Raw genomic sequence first — 17,743 nt, 5'->3', positions numbered from 1 at the left:
ATAGGCTATAGGAATACTTGGACTAGAGACGGTTTTTGTGCAGCTGAATGAGATAATGGTTACGAATAAGAACAAGATATTAAATTCTCATTTTGAGGAAGAGAATATCAGATTTCTAATTGAGTTTGTTTTGTTTTTTATTTAGTTGTTTAAGAATTGAATTTATTGAGGCTCTAATTTCTCTTTCAAAAATTTTATCAACATCTTGGGGATTTTCCTTATACATTTTTAATAATTCTTGGTCCTTACATTTTCTTTTTATCGATACATTGAAAGGCTCTGATATTTCGATAAAAATATCAAAATCATCTGTAAGGCTGGATTCTTGAATTGAAACTTTATATTTCATATTGCAAAAGTACAATTAATATTATTAGAGTTTATTTTATCAACAAAATATGGGACAAAATGGATAATTCAAAAAATGTAAATTAGTGTTTTGAAACCTCATCAATTATGAATGATATTAATGCACTTTTTGTAGAGTATTTTATTAATGATCCTTTGGATAGTGAAGGTTATCTTAATGATTGCATGGATTTGTTGCACGGTTTTGCGCAGGAGAAAGGAATTGAGTTTGATGGTTATTTTCAGGAGCGTTGGGAAGTTGCTGCAAATACGATTGTGAATTTTGATGAGGATTATTTTGAGAACAGGGATAGGAAAAATTTGTATGTTTTTCTTTCTGCGCTCTATGATGATGAGGTTTTTGATTATTTACAAAGTGCTTATGCTATTGCAAAATTGGAAGCTCCTACTCAAGAATGGGTGAAGCTGCAGGTGGATGGTTTGATTGCTAAGGGGGTGAGGTTTTAAGGACCTTTGACTAATTATAAGCTCCGAAGTCTAGAGACTTCGGAGAGTGTGTTAGTAAGGTAAATTAATTAAAAAAGTATTATTAGTTAGATATTTCACTTGCTATCATTTCTGCCTGTTTTAAGACTGTTTCTGTAGCTAACATTTGCATATCTGGTGGATAACCAAATTTTCGTAAAATTCTTTTTACTGCAACTTTCAATTTGGCTTTTACACTTTCTTTAATTGTCCAATCAATAGATGCGTTTTGTCTTATGGTTTCTGTCAGCACAACTGCAAGTTCTCTCAACTTTTCTTGTTGCATGAGTTCTCTTGCACTGTCGTTGTTTGCAACAGCAGTATAAAAAGCATATTCAAAGTCTGACAACCCCATGTGTATCGCTTCATTGTCCATTTCAACAATGTCCTTGCTTAGGTTGATGAGTTCTTCAATTACTTCTGCAGCTGTCAGAATTTTGTTGTGATATTTCTTGATTGAGTTTTCGAGCATTTCTAAAAATGTTCGGCTCTTAACCAAGTTCTTTTTAGCTCTTGATTTTATTTCATCGTTCAAGAGTTTTTTCAAAACTTCCAAAGCAACATTTTTATGTTCCATTCCTTTCAGTTCCATTAAGAACTCTTCGGATAAAATAGAAATATCAGGTTTCTTAATTCCTGCTGCATCAAAAACATCAATTACTTGTTCAGAAACCAAAGCTTTGTCGATTACCTGTCGAATGGTTGTTTCAATTTCTTCGTCTGTTCTGCCTGAACCTGTTCCGTCAAACTTTGCCAATCTTGCTTTTACTGCTTGAAAAAACGAAACTTCGTCTTTTGCATCCATTGCTTGGTCATGCGGTATTGCAATGGCAAAGGCTTTTGATAATGCTGTTACTTCGTTGATGTAACGTTTCTTCCCATCTTCTAAACCTAAAATGTGTTCTTCGGCTGCAAGTATCAGCGATAGTTTCTTTGAAGTGTCAGCTTCAAAATAGGTTTCGTATTCAAAGCCATGATACATTTGAGAAACCACTTCTAATTTCTCCAACATCAATTGAACAGCTTGCTCTTGTAAAATAGTTGGGTCGCCTTTACCACCTGCATCAGAATAAAATGACAATGCTTTTTTTAAATCAGAAGCAATTCCTAAATAATCTACAATTAGGCCACCAGGCTTGTCTTTGTAAACACGGTTTACTCTTGCAATGGCTTGCATCAAATTATGCCCTTTCATTGGTTTGTCAATGTAAAGGGTGTGCATACTTGGTGCATCAAAACCAGTAAGCCACATATCCCTAACGATTACCAACTGTAATTTGTCATGAGGATTTTTCATTCTTTCGGCAAGTGTTCTTCTTTGCTCTTTTGTTGTGTGATGTTTTGAGATTTTAGGACCATCAGAAGAAGCAGAAGTCATTACCACTTTTATCACACCTTTATTCAAATCGTCTGAATGCCACTCAGGTTTTAAATCAATGATTGCCTGATACAAATCAGCTGCAATTCTGCGGCTCATGCTCACAATCATTCCTTTGCCTTCAAACACTTCCTGACGTTGGCTAAAGTGTGCAACAATATCTTTGGCTATGTTTTTAATGCGATTTTCACTACCCACCAAGGCTTCTAATTGTGCCCATTTGGCTTTTGCCTTTTGTGTATTGGTTAAATCTTCTTGTTCCAGTTCATCGTCAAGGTCATCAACTAATTGTTTTCCTTCTTCGCTCAAATTCACTTTTGCCAAACGGCTTTCGTAGAAAATACGAACGGTTGCACCATCTTCAACAGCTTGTGAAATATCATAAATATCCACGTAGTTTCCGAAAACTGCTGGTGTGTTTACGTCAGTGCTTTCAATGGGTGTTCCTGTAAAACCTAAATACGTTGCGTTAGGCAAAGCATCTCGCATATATTTTGCAAAACCATAAACGATTTTCTTACCAATTACATTTCCCTTTTCGTCTTTATCATCAATGGTTTTGGCTTTAAAGCCGTATTGTGTTCTATGTGCTTCGTCCGCAATTACAACAATGTTTTTTCTGTCAGTGAGTAATTCATACACATTGCCTTCTTCGGGTTGAAATTTCTGCACGGTTGCGAATACTACACCGCCTGAAGCCACTTTTAATAATTCTTTTAATTGGTTTCTGTCTTCTGCCTGAACTGGTTCTTGTCTCAGTAATTGTTTGGATGCTGCAAACGTGTCAAAAAGTTGGTCGTCTAAATCGTTGCGGTCAGTAATTACAAGTATGGTTGGATTGTCTAAAGCTAAAACGATTTTCCCGGTATAGAAAACCATTGATAATGATTTTCCGCTTCCTTGTGTATGCCAAACCACACCGCCTTTTCTGTCGCCAATGGGCTGATTTTTCACTCCGGGCACACCATAGCTTTCAGGAGATTCCATTACCATGCTCAAAGGCGTTTCATGTTCTGCGGCAAAACCTGTTGCTCTCAAAGTGGACTCAACTGCTCGGTTTACAGCATAGTATTGATGATAACCCGCTAATTTTTTAACGGTTGAAATGGTTGTGATACCTGTTTCTGTATCTTCCTTTTTGGATTTTTCAAAAACAATGAAATGCCTGATTAAGTCAATCAGGGTTTCTTTGTTCAGCATCCCCAGAATCAAAGTTTCTAACTGACTCACCAAATGTGATGCTTCGGCTTTTCCGTCTGCCGATTTCCAAGACATGTATCGACTAAAACCCGCAGAAATAGAACCTGCTTTAGCTTCTAGACCGTCAGATATAACCACAAAGCCGTTGTAAGTGAACAGACTTGGAATGATGGTTTTATAAGTTTCTACTTGTTTGAAAGCTGAATTTATGGTAGTGTTTTCGTCTGCTGCGTTTTTCAATTCAATAAGTACCAACGGAATTCCATTCACAAACAAAATAACATCAGGACGTTTATTGTTCCCATTTTCTATGATGGTAAATTGGTTGGCTACAACAAATTCGTTGTTGTGCGGATTTTTAAAATCTATCAGCCAAACTCTATCGCCCCTGTCGTCTCCATCCACACGTTTTGAAACAGGAATGCCCTCGGTTAAAAGACGATGAAAGGTTTCATTATTAGCCAATAACTCAGGTGAAGCAATACGCTGAATTTCTTTTATAGCTTCTGTCTGTGCATCGGCTGGAATACTATGATTTATTCGCTTAACGGCATTTTGCAACCTGCCCAATAACAAAACTTGTGTATAGCTGTCCCTTTCTGGGTTTTCGCCATCGGGTGCAATATCGGGTGCATAGATATACTCATAACCGAGTTTATCGAGCAACTCAATGGCAAAGGATTCTATAATATTTTCGGTGATTCTTGTCATTACTTAAATACATTCTCATTTTGTTTGCAATAGTTCTCCACTTCTTGAAGCCAGTTCTCATACCAATACCAAGTATTTGCGACTTTCACGCCAAAACCATTTGCTTCATCTTTAGCATTGAGACTCTGCCAAAATTCAGTGTGTCGCTGCATACCGAATTTTTTGTAGCCCTTAGATTTCATTTTGTCAACAACCTGTTTCGGAAGATATTTTGGTTTTTCTCGGTCTTTTATTAAAACATATTCTTTGTTCAAACCTTCTGCTTCGGGTGTGTTGGCAGGAATGAATTCGATTACCTTGTCTGCTTGACCTTTTCTATTTGCGGTCTTAGGCACATATAACACACGATAGGAGTATTGCGGATTATTAAATTCATCGTCAGAAACGGAGTTGTCAAAATCATTGATGTATGAGCCAATGTTCTGAGGTAATTCTGAAAATTCATTTAGTTGCTTTGCATGGAAATCACTAATTGAAGAAAACTGAAGTGAGAAGGAAAGGTGTTTATCTATTCCAAATTCATCACCAAAAAGCTTTTTCACATAATGGTTGTAGTTGAGGCAACAGGCTTGAAATCTTGCACTAAGAAAATCATCAATCCTTGTGGTCATTTGATGCTCTATTTCATGCCTAAGACCAATAAGGAACAGCAAATTTGCTTTTGGAATTTTATCAATGGGGCATTTCTTGTCATTCAGACATTTTTCCAATTCCCAATATTTAAAAGCACCACGCTTGGTTTTATCAAATTTCTTGCGTTGGGCTTTTTGTTCGTAGTATCGGTAATCAATTTTATTATCTCTGTAATAGGCATGAAGTAGATATGTCCATGAAATGTTGGCAAGAACAATGAAGCTTTCCGATTTGAAAATGATATTCGGATTGTTAAAAATCTGAACAGCACAAAGCATCGCTTCTCTTGACTTTGTCAAGAGTTCAGTTTTTATGCTCCATATTTTTCTGCTCCGTTTTGCCATATTCTATATTTCAACTTTTACCTCCCCACTCATCAACTTCGGCAACAAAGTATCTCGTAATGCCGTGAGGGTGCGGATTTGGTTTGTGTTTATATCTACCTTTTTATATATTTTTTCGAATTCGGTCAATTTATCATCATATTGTATTGGTAATAAAACCTTAAAATCTGTAATCATTCCTTTTGTTAAAAAATTGATTACGCTACCTTGATGCCCCTCTGTGATTTGAGTCAAAAAGAATTTCATTAAAACATAGAGAAAGTCATGGTACTTTTCATCATATGGAATTAAAACATAAGTTCTTTGATAAGCTTCAAATTTCCCTTTATAGCGTTTTACATTAAAATCGCCATTTCCGGCAAGCAGGATTGCTTTACCATCAAAACTATAGCTAGGTGCCAAAAGTGTCTTTTGAGAACATGTAAAAAATGGATATTTACCATCTTCAATAGCGTAATTGGCGTCCTTCTTTCCTGTAATGACAGGAAAGAACTCACCCAATTTTTTTTCCTCCCACTCCTCCTTAGCTTCTTCCACAAACCACTGCCTAAACAGCGTTTCAGCCATTTTTTCTAAGGTGGCGTTTTGGCGGTGCAGCAGGTCTATTTTGTCGTCTAAACGGCTGAGGACGGAGGCAATGGCGGTTTGTTCGGTAATCTCAGGGATAGAAATTTCAAGATTTTCAATCATTCCTTTAGTTATCGCTCTTCTTGTTGCACCTATCTCTGAAATCGATAGTAAATGTTCTTTAAGCTTAAGCAGATAGTACAATAAAAAATCTGAATTCAGTCGTTCCTCATCACTTCTTATAATAGCAACATGTTGGTTAACTCTTGCTGGTATGACTTTTTTGGGAACTTTACAAACTCTAGCAACGCTGTCTCCTGTAATATTTAATAAAACATCATTTTCTCTGACTATGACATTTTTTAAGTCATCCGCTTGTTCATCATCTATAAACGCCAAACCACTGTAAGAAAACTGAAAATCTAAAACATTCTGACTTCTAATTAAAGAAATACCTGTTTCCTTGTAGGATTCACCACCGCCACGTGGAGTCGCACCACTACCAATTTTTGTACATAAATCTGCTAACTTATACTCCTTCCACTCACTCATTGATTTGAATCTTTAAAAGGTTAGCAGCAATTATTTCATTGAGTTGGGCTTCTTCTTTTAGTTGTGCTTCCAACTCTGCTTTCAAGCATGCAAAGCGTTCAGCAAAATTGAAGTCGTCTTCTTCATCAGGTAAGCCCACATATCTGCCCGGTGTAAGCACATAGTCCAATTCCTTAACCTTGCTTATTGGGGCAGAAGCACAAAAGCCGGCCACATCTTCATACTTGCCGTCAGGGTTTCTCCAATTGTGATAAGTGCTGGTAATTTTGTCAATGTCTTCTTGTGAAAGTTCACGGGTTCTGCGGTTAATCAAATGCCCTAAGTTTCGGGCATCAATAAATAAAATCTCGTTGCTTCTATCCCTAAACTTGCCATTCTTCCTGTTTCTGCTCATAAACCATAAGGCAGCAGGTATCTGTGTATTCAAAAACAACTTAGCAGGCAGGTTTACAATACAATCAATGAAACCGTTTTCCACCAAAGCTTTTCTTATGTCGCCTTCGCCTGAGGTTTTAGAGGTCAATGCCCCTTTTGCCAATACAACACCTGCTTGCCCGCTTGGTGCCAAGTGGTAAATAAAATGTTGCATCCAGGCAAAATTGGCGTTGCCTGTTGGCGGAGTTCCGTATTGCCAACGTCCATCAGTTCGCATTAAGTCACCACCCCAATCACTCACGTTAAACGGTGGATTGGCAATGATGTAATCGGCTTTCAGGTCTTTGTGTGCATCGTTCAAAAAAGAACCTTCGTTGTTCCATTTCACTTGTGAACTATCAATGCCACGAATAGCCAAGTTCATTTTAGCAAGACGCCAAGTGGTTTGGTTGCTTTCTTGTCCGTAAATTGAAATATCGTTTACTTTTCCTTGGTGTTCGGTTACAAATTTTTCAGAGTGAACAAACATACCACCCGAACCACAACAAGGGTCAAATACTCGTCCTTTGTATGGCTCCAACATTTCAACCAATAATTCTACAACGCTTCTTGGCGTATAGAACTGTCCGCCTTTCTTGCCTTCTGCAAGGGCAAACTCACCTAAGAAATATTCAAAAACGTGTCCAAGCACATCGGCACTTCTTGCTTTGGCATCACCTAAGGCAATGTTTCCAACCAAGTCAATGAGTTCGCCCAAACTGGTCGGGTCCAAATTTTGTCGGGCAAATACTTTAGGCAAAACACCTTTTAAGGAAGCATTTTCTTTTTCAATGGCATCCATGGCATCGTCCACAAACTTCCCAATTTCGGGTTGTTTTGCTTTCGATTGCAAATAAGTCCATCGGGCATCCTGCGGAACAAAGAATACATTTTCTGCTTTGTATTCGTCTTTGTCTTCGGGGTCTGCTCCGTTTGCTTCGTCTACTTTTAGTCTTGCATACAATTCTTCAAAAGCATCAGAAATATATTTCAGGAAGATTAGACCTAAAACAATATGCTTGTATTCGGCAGCATCTATGTTCTTGCGGAGTTTGTCCGCTGCTTTCCAGAGTTGTTTCTCTAAGGGTTCTTCAACCGTTTGTTTTTTCTTAGCCATAAATTTTTATTTATCGAAATAAATATAAAGTCAAATTTAAACCTTTATATTGTAATTAAAAGTATTATATTAGAATTAATCAATTAGATTTTTAATACATTTTACCCTATTTTTCAAAAGATTAGTGCCATTGGGAGTATATTCTTCTATTTCAACTTGAACAGGTAATTCTTCAATAAGAGAATGATTGGTAACTAAATGTGGTGGTATGAAAATATTATCTCCCCCCTCATCTGGTTTAAAAAAAGCGAAGCCTTTATGGGGATTAATATTGATGACCTTACCACAAATGTAGACTTCGTTATGTTTAGCCTCCTCAGTTTCTGTTTCCACTTTTACCCAATTCTCTTTTTTAGGATTTGAATCTACATACATTTTAAACCATATCAAGACATCCAATAGTTGAAAAGAAATACTTTTCAAAAGATAAGTAGTTCTTATGGTCTTAACATAATTATCAATTTCTGACCTGTGTGAGCCAGCTTGTGTTATAGATAAAATACTGCGTAAGTATGAAGCAATCTGTTTCGGAAGATGTGTTTCTTGAAGATGCTTGTGTTGTTTGTATACAGCGTCGGTATTCTCATATTGGTCTTGACCAGCAAGGAAAATACTCGTTTGATTTAAAGCGACACTTGGTGTAACAAATTCAGAAGGCAGTAAATTGAATTTATTGAATGCTATAAAAAGGTCTTCGACTACTTTTCGAATAGCGTTGAAATAATTGTCAATGTTTGTATCATCATTGACTTTGAGTAGGTTCAAAATATCTTGACCTGCAAACTCGCCAATATACTTTTCTGTACATACGTCAAACACTCTTTTGTAATTGTGACGAATTTGAGTATCTTCCTGTTTTGCAGCAGCAGTCCTTATATCTGAAAACAGTCTGTCAATTTCCTCGTCACTACCTTTTTTGTAAACATTGGTAAAGGCCTTTTTGAAGGTTTTGTCTTCATAAGCTTCGGCTTGCCCTGTCAGTACAAATACTTCAAACTTCTTTTTAATTTGAAGTAATCTTTCTTTGGCTCTATGCACATTGTAGGTGTCTTCCGTTCCTTGGACATCATCTTCATTTTCAAAAAATTTAGCGTCTAATAGCACGCCATCATAAAAAGGATAATTCCTTTCTAATTCATCCATGCCACTATTCAAAGACTTGAATGGAATCAGGTTTATGCCATTTCTTTTTGCACGGCCTTTAGTTCCAGTGAGTGTTTCATGCTCATCGTCTATCCACAATATATTATAAAATATATCCTCCATAATTAATTAATCAATTTTATTGGAAATTGGAATTTGAACTTCACCAAAAAGAATGGGTCTTCATTCAGTGAAAGTATCCAATCCGGGTTGTTAAAATCACTAGCAATTCTGTGTATATCATAACCACCTAAACCACTGCCATTGTTAGAATCGGCTGTCGAGTATTTGGTTATAAACTTCTCCCTGTCAAAATTCTTCGGAAAAGGTTTGCCGTTATTTCTGATTTCCATTACTAAAGAATCATCAACTTCGGTCAGTTCAATAATTACTTCGTTGCCTATAGCTTTTTTATCAAATGCATACTTATTGGCATTTGTGAGAATGTTATCCAGCAATGTTTTGAAAAGCGTTTTGTTAGCATAAATGCCTCTTTCTTTGAGTTTTTCACCTTTTAATAAAAACTTCTTTATTGTGAAGTGAAAGCCGTTATTAGACAGTTCGTTGACGGTACTATTAATATCTGACAGCGAAATAATTTGTTTTTCGTACTCGGACAATACAAGTCCGTTTTCACCCTTTTCAAGCACATCTGTAATGAAGTTTACATCACGCTTGATTTCCTTAAGGGCTGATATAATATCAATATCATAGAAATCGGAAAATACTTTGTTCAATTCTTCAAAATCGTTCTTTTTCTTGGTTAAAAAATCCAACAAGTTGTCAGACCAATCCAAAATATTTTGTCTAGGTCTTCCCAAAGTATGCTTTAATGATGCAAATTCATTGAACTGCTTTATCGTCTTACCATGAACCAAGGCATTACGTTCTTCTTGCAAGCTTTTAATCTTATCAGATAACTCATTAATAACCTGAACTTTAGCACGCTGCTCTTCTAATGAAGGTAATTTAATTACTACCTCAAGTAAATCTTTCTGTCGAATAAAAGGTATAGTAGCTCCTAAACGGTAGGAATCTAATTGATGATTAACATATTCCGACTGAAGCTCATTGATTAAATAAGCTTTATCAACAATTTCTTCATTAACTTTAAATGAAAAAATATCCTGACTTCTAAAAATAGGCTCATCTTTGAACTCAAAAAAAGTTGGCTTTAAAGAACGCCAACGCATAGCAAGCAGTAAGCATGATTCTGAGACAATATGAATGTCAGATCTCCTCAGTTCTGTCTCTTCCACATTTGAAATATCAAGTGTAAAATCCACTTTATCGTCTTTTAAATCACGGATACGAATTAATTTGCCTGATTCTGGTAAGTTTCCTCTTTGGCCTCTAACTAACTCTAGAATATCACCTAGCTTTACTAATCTTTCGTTTTCTTCAAAAATGATTTCATTAAGAAAATATCTTGGTACGCTTAGGCTATATTTATTCGAAATGATTTGTTCATTACTCACAAACCTAATAAACTCTGAATCAACTCTAGTATTATGTATTAGCTCACTGAGTTTATTATCATTTAGAATCTTTCCTTGACCATCTTTTTCTTCAACAAATTCACTGGCATCAACAAAGCGAACCAATCCTGATTTTTTCTTATTTTTGTTAAGCATCAGAATCACAAGGGGAATTCCTGTATTTGATAATAATCCTCCTGGCAATGAGATAATAGTATCTAATACATCTTGTTGAATCAATTCTCTTCTTAATTGCTTTTCATATCCTTCTCTAGACAAGAAACCCAGTGGTAGTATAGATATTAAATTACCCTTAGAATCGAGAGATTCCAGTCCCCTTTCAATTAAAAACTGTTCAACTGAATTTACATTATGATAGTTTCTGTCAAATTTCATATTAAACGGTGGATGAGCAATAACTAGATCAAATTTTTCATTTGATGAAGGCCAATTCTTTGTAGAATCAACACATACATAATTTGAAAGACTAAGTTTATTATGCGCTAATAGACGAAGTGTTCCTAATGCCCAAGATTCCTCAGAAATTTCTTGACCTAAATAAGCTATTTCTTTGTCAAGACACACACCAAATGAAGCCAAGCCTGCAAAAGGATTAAAAACTTTGGCATCTTTTTTTAAATCAGCTAAACTAGACATTAAACGTGTTAACTCAACAGGTTGAATAAATTCACCAGCATATCTTCCCTGAGATTTAGAAATTTTATACAAAATATCTTCAAAAAAACTTGGAAAATAATCAACTAGCATCTTTCTATCTAATTGAAAAAATTGAAATAAAAATATATCAAATGGTTGATTAAAAAGATTAGTCAATGAATTGTTAAGCGTTTCAACAATTTGAATATATGCTTCCTTAGTCTGGGAATTTAAAACTGAATTAACAATGAGCGATTTTAATTTATTTAAGTCAAAATCATCTGTAAAAGAATCTTCATTTATTACACCATCTTTATATAATGATATCAATAATAATGTAATCTGAACAGAGTCACTTGTATTGTTGAATTTTGAGTTATATCTAAATGAATTTAGAATACCTATAACTTTAAAAGATAACACATCAACTGGATTTGAATAAACTATATTTACCATAAAAAAAACTCTTTTCTAATTACTTTGCAAATGTATTTTTAATTAGTGCACTGAATCTGCATTAATAATTATTTTTCATCTTTTCAATTCTACTTTTCATCTTTTCCACAAAAGAAGCAGGTTCTAAAACCTGTAAACTTTCACCATAGGAAAGCAATAATGATTCTAATTCATAATTAGGGATTACTTTTATTATAACACGATGTATATTGTCTTCAAACTTATAGGCTTGTGATGGATGTAGTGGTTTTGTTTTGATATAGGGAACTAAAGTTTCTGCAATTTTAATTTTTATGGTTTCCACTTTTGCTTCTGGAATGGATACCCCTACAATATCATCGAAATATTCATTAAAATCTATGTCACTGTTTTCATAGGTTTTATTGGTTTCCTTAATAGAAATAATTCTGTCTAAAGCCAAGTTTGTTAGTGTTTCGAAATTGGGAGACTTACCAAATAAAAACCAACGCTTGTTGAATTGTTTCAAATGATAAGGACTTAATTCGTAAGTTACACTATTTTCATTTTTAAACGTTTTGTATTCAATTGCAACTACTTTTTTGTAAATGATAGCGTTGTATAACTGAGAGATAAAGGATTTGCCTTCTAAGTATTCGTTCTCTTCAAAACTCATCACCTTATCTGAGTTTTTATTTAGTTTGAATTCGGCATCTAATCGTGTCCCTAACTCATCAATCCAATCATATTGTGGCATTCCTTTGAATCTACTCAAGGTAAGTAAAGCTTCTTTTAATTGAAAAGCTTCAGTTTCATTTAAAGGTTTATTTGATATAGAAAAGTTTGGATCTTCATAGCGGTAATACACTTTTCTACCTTCTTTTGTTTTTTCTAATTCAATTGACCACCCCTGTTCACTTTCCATGAATCGGATATCATCATACAATTGTCTTTTTTTAATTCCTTCTTGTTTACCTGTGAACTCGTAAATAGCATCATTACATGCATCTACTAAATCTTCAATGGCAAATCTTTTACCAGGATTTCTAAAACACTTGTCTAATGTATTATATCGAATTTGAGCATGTTTATTAGTTGCCATAGAAATTTATGTCTATTCACAAAAATACAAAACCAAACCACAATAAAAAACGGAAAGCTATAAAATAACTAACAATGTACCATAAAACGAATTAAAATTAATGGAAATCACTTTCTTTTGTCGGTGGAGTTTTGGTCGTAGCCGAAAAGATTGAACATTTCTCTCATTCGGGAACGGAGCCTGTTTCCGTAGATAGATTCTATTTCAGCTGCAGAAAGATTGGTAGTGAGGTGTGTAATGAGTCCTTTTTCTTTGAACAGGTCATAGCGTGTGAGAAGGATTTCTGCCATTACATTGCAGTCGTTTCCGTAATACTTAGATGAGGTTTCAATGCCTAAATCGTCAAAGCAATAAACTTTGGCTTTTCGAGCGTCGTGGGCGAAGTTTCCTTTGGAGTAGTTCTCCAGGATTTGGTAGCCTGACTGCATGAATTCTGAAACGATTTGTCGTGTGGAGACCATGCCGAATTTGTTTTTGTTGCCTATGAATTTTTGCATGAGCTTGAATAAGGTGGTTTTTCCGCAACCAATAGGACCAGAAAGGAGAATTCCTTTTTGAAGGTCGAAGTCCATTTCTTTGGCCACTAAATCGTCTTGGAGCATCCATGCAATGGTGGCGAAGACAATGGGTTTTTCTTCGTCTGGGATGAGGTAGTTTTTTCCGATATACTGGGAAGCGAATTTTTTGAATTCTGGAATGATTTTGTAATAATCATAACGGGTTTCTATGGGTGGTGTAGGAAAGTTCATAGAGTGAGGTTGAGGTTAAGGTTAGAGGGGTTCTTTGTAGCTTTTGTTGGTGGTGGCTTGGAGATTCTTTGGGGATGGTATATGATTTGGAGAAATAGAATTAAATCTATTTGATTTTTCTAACCAATTTTCTACAGAAGCTTTCCAGTTTTTCATTTTAGATTTTCCAGCTACTAACCAGCCGTTTGACTCATAATGATTAAAAAATTTCTGAGCTTCAATTAATGGGGCATTTAATTCTTTGAAAAAATTAATCAGCTCTTCAAATGGTGGTGGAATGATATTTTCAACATTCAAATTTTCGGTAGTATCGTTCCATTGTTCTTTTTCTTTTTTGGCGCAACTTTTTTCTTTTTTTAAAAAACTGTTTTCAGGAATTGTATACTGATAAGCTAAATTTTGGTTCAGTGAATTTGAATTATTAAAAAATTGATAATTGATTTTGGAAATGGGTGCTCCCTCTTTATTTTCGTTTGATTCTTTTGTAATGTTTATATTGTTTATAATAGGTACTAAAGCTTGTTTAATACCTACCTTAGAAGTTGTTCTTTTGTTGATTAGAGCTTGTTTATCAACTATTTCAATAACTTGTTCAGATGATGTCTTAGCGTTTTTAGACAGAGGCTTTAAATCCTCGGAAAAATCAAACATGACTATCTGGCTTCCTTTGAATGGATTGTAAGAAGGCTGATAGTCAAAATATCCTAAAGCATGGAGGTTTTTTAGGCATTTGTGATATGTAGCTTTTGAACTTATTTTGCTGATTCTCATTACTTCGTCTCTGGATATGCTTATTGGATTTTTGAAACGGTTAAAATTCCAGAATTGAAACAGAGCAACATAAAGGCTCACATGAGTTGCATTGAGATTTCTATCCTGTGCAACTTTTTCAAAAAAACCGGTAAGGTGTTTAATGTAATTCATTCTTAAAAGATGGATTTTTGTTGATAGAAAATAGATGGTATTCCCAACCCTAAAGTGTAGAAATTGTTTCCCCCTTATCTAAAGGGAGAAATTTCTACACTAAAAAGCTGAGGGAGGAAGTAGGATTTTAGTTTAGAATTTAATTATTGGACTGCAGCAATTTTTCAATATCATCATAACTGTAGTAAAGGGTACCCCCGACTTTTGAGAAACGGAGGGTGCCATTAATACGCAACGTTTGCAAAGTACCTGAAGAAATTTTGAGAATCGTTTTTACTTCTGAAGAACGAAGCCATTGCTTATGTTCTTTATTTTTCGGTTGAAGTAATTTTGTAATCTCTACAAGTAAATCTGCTTTAAAATCCTGTAGGTCTTCTTTTGTTAAAATGTTAACTGCCATAATTATAAAATTTAATTAAGGCAAATTTGTAAGATTTGATGATAATTCATTCACAACGGAGACTGCGTTGGGTATAAAAAAATTAATAAAATTCATCAGAATCATCCATTCTTCTGATTAGATTGCTCTTTAAAGAATTTAAAAACCTTGTTCTATCTTCTCTTCTAGTTCTGATTTCTAAGAAGTTACGTCTGTACTGACCTAAATCTATTCCAAATAATTCTTCGAAAGTTTCGGCAATATCTTTCAAGCTAGCAGTACCATTATTGAAAACACCTTCCGTTTGAAGCGCATAAATTAGTTCTGTAAGTGCTATTTTTGAACCTGTCCAAGTAAGTTTTGAGTTGAGGTTGCGTTGGGTATGTTTGAGCTTTAAGTTTTCTTGCTGAATGATCTTATTCTCTAAGTATATTGAGAGCAAATCATTAGCAATGAGTTTGGCTAATTTCAAATCATGGGAAGTAGAAAATGTTTTATCTATGGAAACATAACAGGTTTCCAGATTCAATTTAAAATCATGATTATTTCTAGTGAAATATTTTTCATCAAGATAATTTGAATTGGTACGGTAGTACTTGTAGAATTCTAAATTATCTTCAAAAAAATATTTAATTTTCTTCTGTTCTTTCTGGTAGTAATTAATAACTATCTGATTACTGCCAATAGGCTTATTGGTTTCAATTCTAAGAATATTGTTATTGTAAATTAACTTAGAAGTGAATTTTGGTTTTATTTCCTTAAAGAATTTTATTTCCTCAATACAAGTTTTAAAGTTGTAATTAGAAACAATATTCTTTAATTTTTCAATTGATAAGTAAATAAGTTCAATGTTTTTTTCTGTTTTAATAATTTCATCTTCAAATTCCGATTCTAAGAACTGAATTTGTCTATTCAATTCCGTTAGTAGTTTAATTGATTTCGATTCCAAGTTATTTAGTTTATAAAAAAAAGCGTATTTCAAAAAATACGCTCCTAAAATATTTATTTCTTGAAAATTTTAGAACATAAAAATTATGCAACAAATAAATTACAACTATTTTACATAAGACACTTATGATGTTATGATATTTTAGAAATTACCAAATCTTTTAATCTGTCTTTTAAAACCTGCATATCTGTGGAAATTTTTTGATCTAAAATTTTAGCGTAATGCTGTGTAGTCTTTATATTCGTGTGACCAAGCATCTTACTTACACTCTCTATCGGAACACCATTTGAGAGAGTGACAGTAGTAGCAAAAGTATGTCTAGCAATATGGAAAGTAAGCTCTTTATTAATCTCACAAACATCTGCAATTTCTTTGAGGTAAGCATTCATTTTTTGATTGCTTAGAATAGGGAGTAAGATATTAGAATTAATACATTGAGGATGATCTTTGTATTTTTCAAGAATACCCTCAGCCGTTGGAAGAATAGGAATTCTTGAAGGAGTGTCAGTTTTTTGTCTATGGGTAAAAATCCACTTATGGCCATCAATGCCAATATTTAGATTTTCTTTGGTCAATTTTTTCACATCCACATAAGCCAGCCCAGTGAAGCAGCTGAAAATAAAAATGTCTCTTACCAATTCTAGTCTTTCTGAAACAAAACTTTTATTTAGTAGTGTTTGGATTTCAGTATGGGTTAAAAAAACTCTTTCGACAACTTTAACTTTAGACTTATAATTGATAAATGGGTCTTTATCTAACCACCCATTTGCCATACAAATTCTGATAATTTTTTTGAAATTTTTAATATATTTTACTGCAGTATTATTTGCGCATTTTCTTACACTTCTTAACCAAAATTCATAATCGGTAATAAAAGCATGGTCAATATCAACAATGTCAATATCCCCTTTTTGGAACTTCCACATAAGAAAATCCTGGGTATGTTTTAATGATGTATTATATCTCTCTAGAGTTCCTGGAGAATATTCCGTACCAACGAGCACTTTAATTTTTTCATTATGATCTCTAAATATGGGAATTAACTTTCTATTTGTGGTGTTTACTCCCAATAATTCTTCTCTTAGACGGTCTGCACTAATTGGTACATTTTTTATAATTAATTTATTCTCAGCTTCTAAAATTTGAAATTTGAGTAGTTCAAGATGTTTATTAATAAGTCTAGCTTCTTCATTGTTGCCTTTAATTTTAGAAGCTTCTGCTGACCATTTATCTGGAGCAACAAATTTATTAGAACTAAATTCAAATCTTTTGGAATTAACCGTTACTCTAACATAGATTGGACAAATGCCATCCTTATTAACTTTTGCTCTCTTAATGTAGAAAAGAACAGATACTGTAGAATTCATAATGTGGTGATTTTATTTGTTAAACAATTTAATTTTAAATTCCTATAAAATCAAGATGTACAAAAATTGAAACACTCTCTAAACTGTCTTTTAAATGGAGTTTCTAAATTTAGAGGAGTCACTTGGTAGACTAAAATAAGTGACACCTTTTAAGACACCTAAATTTTAAGAATTGTTGAAAAAATTGAATACCACAGAAAATAAAAAACCCACTAAACATTGAAGTTTAGTGGGTTTTGTTTGATTTTGTTTTTCAACTTGCGGAGAAAGAGGGATTCGAACCCCCGGACCTGTTACAGTCAACAGTTTTCAAGACTGCCGCAATCGACCACTCTGCCATTTCTCCAGAAACGATTATCTCGTTTTCAGTGGTGCAAATATAGAACCTTTTTAAATTCTGACAAAATTATTTTTTTAGATTTTTCTACATTTTTTATAACGCATTAATTTTCAACATCAAAAATTAATTACTTGCTGCCTGAAAACCTAATATTACTGCTATAATTCCTAAGATTATGCTCAATAAGACATAAGAAATAAGCACGATATAATTTTGATTTTGTAATAAAGAATAGTTTTCTGTTGCGAAAGTAGAAAAAGTGGTAAAACCGCCACAAAAACCTGTAATCAATAGAAATTTAAGGGAATTGTCTACTTTGATAAAATAAGACGAAAAAAGACCTATTAAAAAGCATCCGATGAGGTTTACCAAGAATGTTCCGAGAGGAAAACTCCCAATAGAAAGGAATTTGGAAGTATAAAACGATACCAAATACCGCATTACACTCCCTAATCCGCCTCCTAAAAATATGTAAACTAAGGTTTTCAATG

At 34.0% G+C, this 17,743-nt stretch carries 15 protein-coding genes and 1 tRNA gene; 1 reads left to right on the top strand and 15 read right to left on the bottom strand.

The window, feature by feature from the left end:
- Positions 1 to 115: 115 nt before the first annotated feature.
- Positions 116 to 349 (bottom strand): hypothetical protein, encoded by a 234-nt coding sequence (locus tag C3729_RS01855; RefSeq protein ID WP_104792573.1) that lies wholly within the window; start codon positions 347 to 349, stop codon positions 116 to 118.
- A 107-nt stretch (positions 350 to 456) separates the two neighbouring features.
- On the opposite strand from C3729_RS01855, the gene C3729_RS01850 reads away from it, so the two are divergent.
- Positions 457 to 816, top strand: a complete 360-nt coding sequence (locus tag C3729_RS01850; RefSeq protein ID WP_104792572.1) for a hypothetical protein — start codon at positions 457 to 459, stop codon at positions 814 to 816.
- Between the two features lie 82 nt (positions 817 to 898).
- Here the strand turns inward: C3729_RS01850 and C3729_RS01845 are convergent, their stop codons facing one another.
- The 14 genes from C3729_RS01845 to crcB all read right to left on the bottom strand — a co-directional run bounded on the left by C3729_RS01845 (position 899) and on the right by crcB (position 17,741).
- Positions 899 to 4,123 carry a type I restriction endonuclease subunit R gene (locus C3729_RS01845; protein ID WP_104792571.1) on the bottom strand — a complete coding sequence of 1,075 codons (3,225 nt, stop codon included), beginning with the start codon at positions 4,121 to 4,123 and terminating at the stop codon, positions 899 to 901.
- On the bottom strand, positions 4,123 to 5,100 hold the full coding sequence (locus C3729_RS01840) for a DUF3644 domain-containing protein (protein ID WP_104792570.1): 978 nt from the start codon (positions 5,098 to 5,100) through the stop codon (positions 4,123 to 4,125). Before C3729_RS01840 ends, C3729_RS01845 begins: the two co-directional genes overlap by 1 nt.
- A gap of 3 nt (positions 5,101 to 5,103) precedes the next feature.
- Complete coding sequence (locus tag C3729_RS01835; protein ID WP_104792569.1) at positions 5,104 to 6,219, bottom strand: restriction endonuclease subunit S; 1,116 nt, start codon at positions 6,217 to 6,219, stop codon at positions 5,104 to 5,106.
- Entirely contained in the window at positions 6,212 to 7,750 is a 1,539-nt protein-coding gene (locus C3729_RS01830; protein WP_104792568.1) for a type I restriction-modification system subunit M, read from the bottom strand. The genes C3729_RS01835 and C3729_RS01830 overlap by 8 nt, the downstream gene beginning before the upstream one ends.
- Before the next feature lie 75 nt (positions 7,751 to 7,825).
- The gene (locus C3729_RS01825) at positions 7,826 to 9,016 is read right to left on the bottom strand and encodes a hypothetical protein (RefSeq protein WP_104792567.1); all 1,191 of its coding nucleotides are present in this window, start codon (positions 9,014 to 9,016) and stop codon (positions 7,826 to 7,828) included.
- Positions 9,017 to 9,018: 2 nt separating this feature from the next.
- Positions 9,019 to 11,484, bottom strand: a complete 2,466-nt coding sequence (locus C3729_RS01820; protein ID WP_104792566.1) for an N-6 DNA methylase — start codon at positions 11,482 to 11,484, stop codon at positions 9,019 to 9,021.
- Between the two features lie 61 nt (positions 11,485 to 11,545).
- On the bottom strand, positions 11,546 to 12,544 hold the full coding sequence (locus C3729_RS01815) for a helix-turn-helix transcriptional regulator (protein WP_104792565.1): 999 nt from the start codon (positions 12,542 to 12,544) through the stop codon (positions 11,546 to 11,548).
- A gap of 107 nt (positions 12,545 to 12,651) precedes the next feature.
- Positions 12,652 to 13,293, bottom strand: a complete 642-nt coding sequence (locus C3729_RS01810; protein ID WP_104792564.1) for an AAA family ATPase — start codon at positions 13,291 to 13,293, stop codon at positions 12,652 to 12,654.
- Positions 13,294 to 13,314: 21 nt separating this feature from the next.
- Positions 13,315 to 14,217 carry a transcriptional regulator gene (locus tag C3729_RS01805; RefSeq protein WP_104792563.1) on the bottom strand — a complete coding sequence of 301 codons (903 nt, stop codon included), beginning with the start codon at positions 14,215 to 14,217 and terminating at the stop codon, positions 13,315 to 13,317.
- A gap of 139 nt (positions 14,218 to 14,356) precedes the next feature.
- The gene (locus C3729_RS01800; protein ID WP_104792562.1) at positions 14,357 to 14,617 is read right to left on the bottom strand and encodes a helix-turn-helix domain-containing protein; all 261 of its coding nucleotides are present in this window, start codon (positions 14,615 to 14,617) and stop codon (positions 14,357 to 14,359) included.
- An 82-nt stretch (positions 14,618 to 14,699) separates the two neighbouring features.
- Positions 14,700 to 15,512, bottom strand: coding sequence for an RteC domain-containing protein (locus tag C3729_RS01795; protein WP_260204321.1), 813 nt, complete (start codon positions 15,510 to 15,512; stop codon positions 14,700 to 14,702).
- 164 nt (positions 15,513 to 15,676) lie between these two features.
- Positions 15,677 to 16,912, bottom strand: coding sequence for a site-specific integrase (locus C3729_RS01790; RefSeq protein ID WP_104792561.1), 1,236 nt, complete (start codon positions 16,910 to 16,912; stop codon positions 15,677 to 15,679).
- A gap of 261 nt (positions 16,913 to 17,173) precedes the next feature.
- Positions 17,174 to 17,258, bottom strand: a tRNA-Ser gene (locus C3729_RS01785).
- Positions 17,259 to 17,375: 117 nt separating this feature from the next.
- Positions 17,376 to 17,741 (bottom strand): fluoride efflux transporter CrcB, encoded by a 366-nt coding sequence (crcB, locus tag C3729_RS01780; RefSeq protein ID WP_104792560.1) that lies wholly within the window; start codon positions 17,739 to 17,741, stop codon positions 17,376 to 17,378.
- Between the last annotated feature and the right edge of the window lie 2 nt (positions 17,742 to 17,743).

Origin of the sequence: Cloacibacterium normanense (assembly GCF_002943105.1) — a bacterium.
In the GTDB taxonomy this organism is placed as follows: domain Bacteria; phylum Bacteroidota; class Bacteroidia; order Flavobacteriales; family Weeksellaceae; genus Cloacibacterium.
Note: the sequence above shows the minus strand (reverse complement) of the source record. Positions and strands in the feature narration are given on the sequence as shown.

What these genes read in the sequence shown, in the direction of transcription:
- C3729_RS01825 (WP_104792567.1), bottom strand. Translation starts at nt 9,016, where the DNA reads ATGGAGGATATATTTTATAATATATTGTGGATAGACGATGAGCATGAA.
- C3729_RS01850 (WP_104792572.1), top strand. Translation starts at nt 457, where the DNA reads ATGAATGATATTAATGCACTTTTTGTAGAGTATTTTATTAATGATCCT.
- C3729_RS01855 (WP_104792573.1), bottom strand. Translation starts at nt 349, where the DNA reads ATGAAATATAAAGTTTCAATTCAAGAATCCAGCCTTACAGATGATTTT.
- C3729_RS01835 (WP_104792569.1), bottom strand. Translation starts at nt 6,219, where the DNA reads ATGAGTGAGTGGAAGGAGTATAAGTTAGCAGATTTATGTACAAAAATT.
- C3729_RS01830 (WP_104792568.1), bottom strand. Translation starts at nt 7,750, where the DNA reads ATGGCTAAGAAAAAACAAACGGTTGAAGAACCCTTAGAGAAACAACTC.
- C3729_RS01840 (WP_104792570.1), bottom strand. Translation starts at nt 5,100, where the DNA reads ATGGCAAAACGGAGCAGAAAAATATGGAGCATAAAAACTGAACTCTTG.
- C3729_RS01820 (WP_104792566.1), bottom strand. Translation starts at nt 11,484, where the DNA reads ATGGTAAATATAGTTTATTCAAATCCAGTTGATGTGTTATCTTTTAAA.
- C3729_RS01805 (WP_104792563.1), bottom strand. Translation starts at nt 14,217, where the DNA reads ATGAATTACATTAAACACCTTACCGGTTTTTTTGAAAAAGTTGCACAG.
- C3729_RS01815 (WP_104792565.1), bottom strand. Translation starts at nt 12,544, where the DNA reads ATGGCAACTAATAAACATGCTCAAATTCGATATAATACATTAGACAAG.
- C3729_RS01845 (WP_104792571.1), bottom strand. Translation starts at nt 4,123, where the DNA reads ATGACAAGAATCACCGAAAATATTATAGAATCCTTTGCCATTGAGTTG.
- C3729_RS01790 (WP_104792561.1), bottom strand. Translation starts at nt 16,912, where the DNA reads ATGAATTCTACAGTATCTGTTCTTTTCTACATTAAGAGAGCAAAAGTT.
- C3729_RS01810 (WP_104792564.1), bottom strand. Translation starts at nt 13,293, where the DNA reads ATGAACTTTCCTACACCACCCATAGAAACCCGTTATGATTATTACAAA.
- C3729_RS01800 (WP_104792562.1), bottom strand. Translation starts at nt 14,617, where the DNA reads ATGGCAGTTAACATTTTAACAAAAGAAGACCTACAGGATTTTAAAGCA.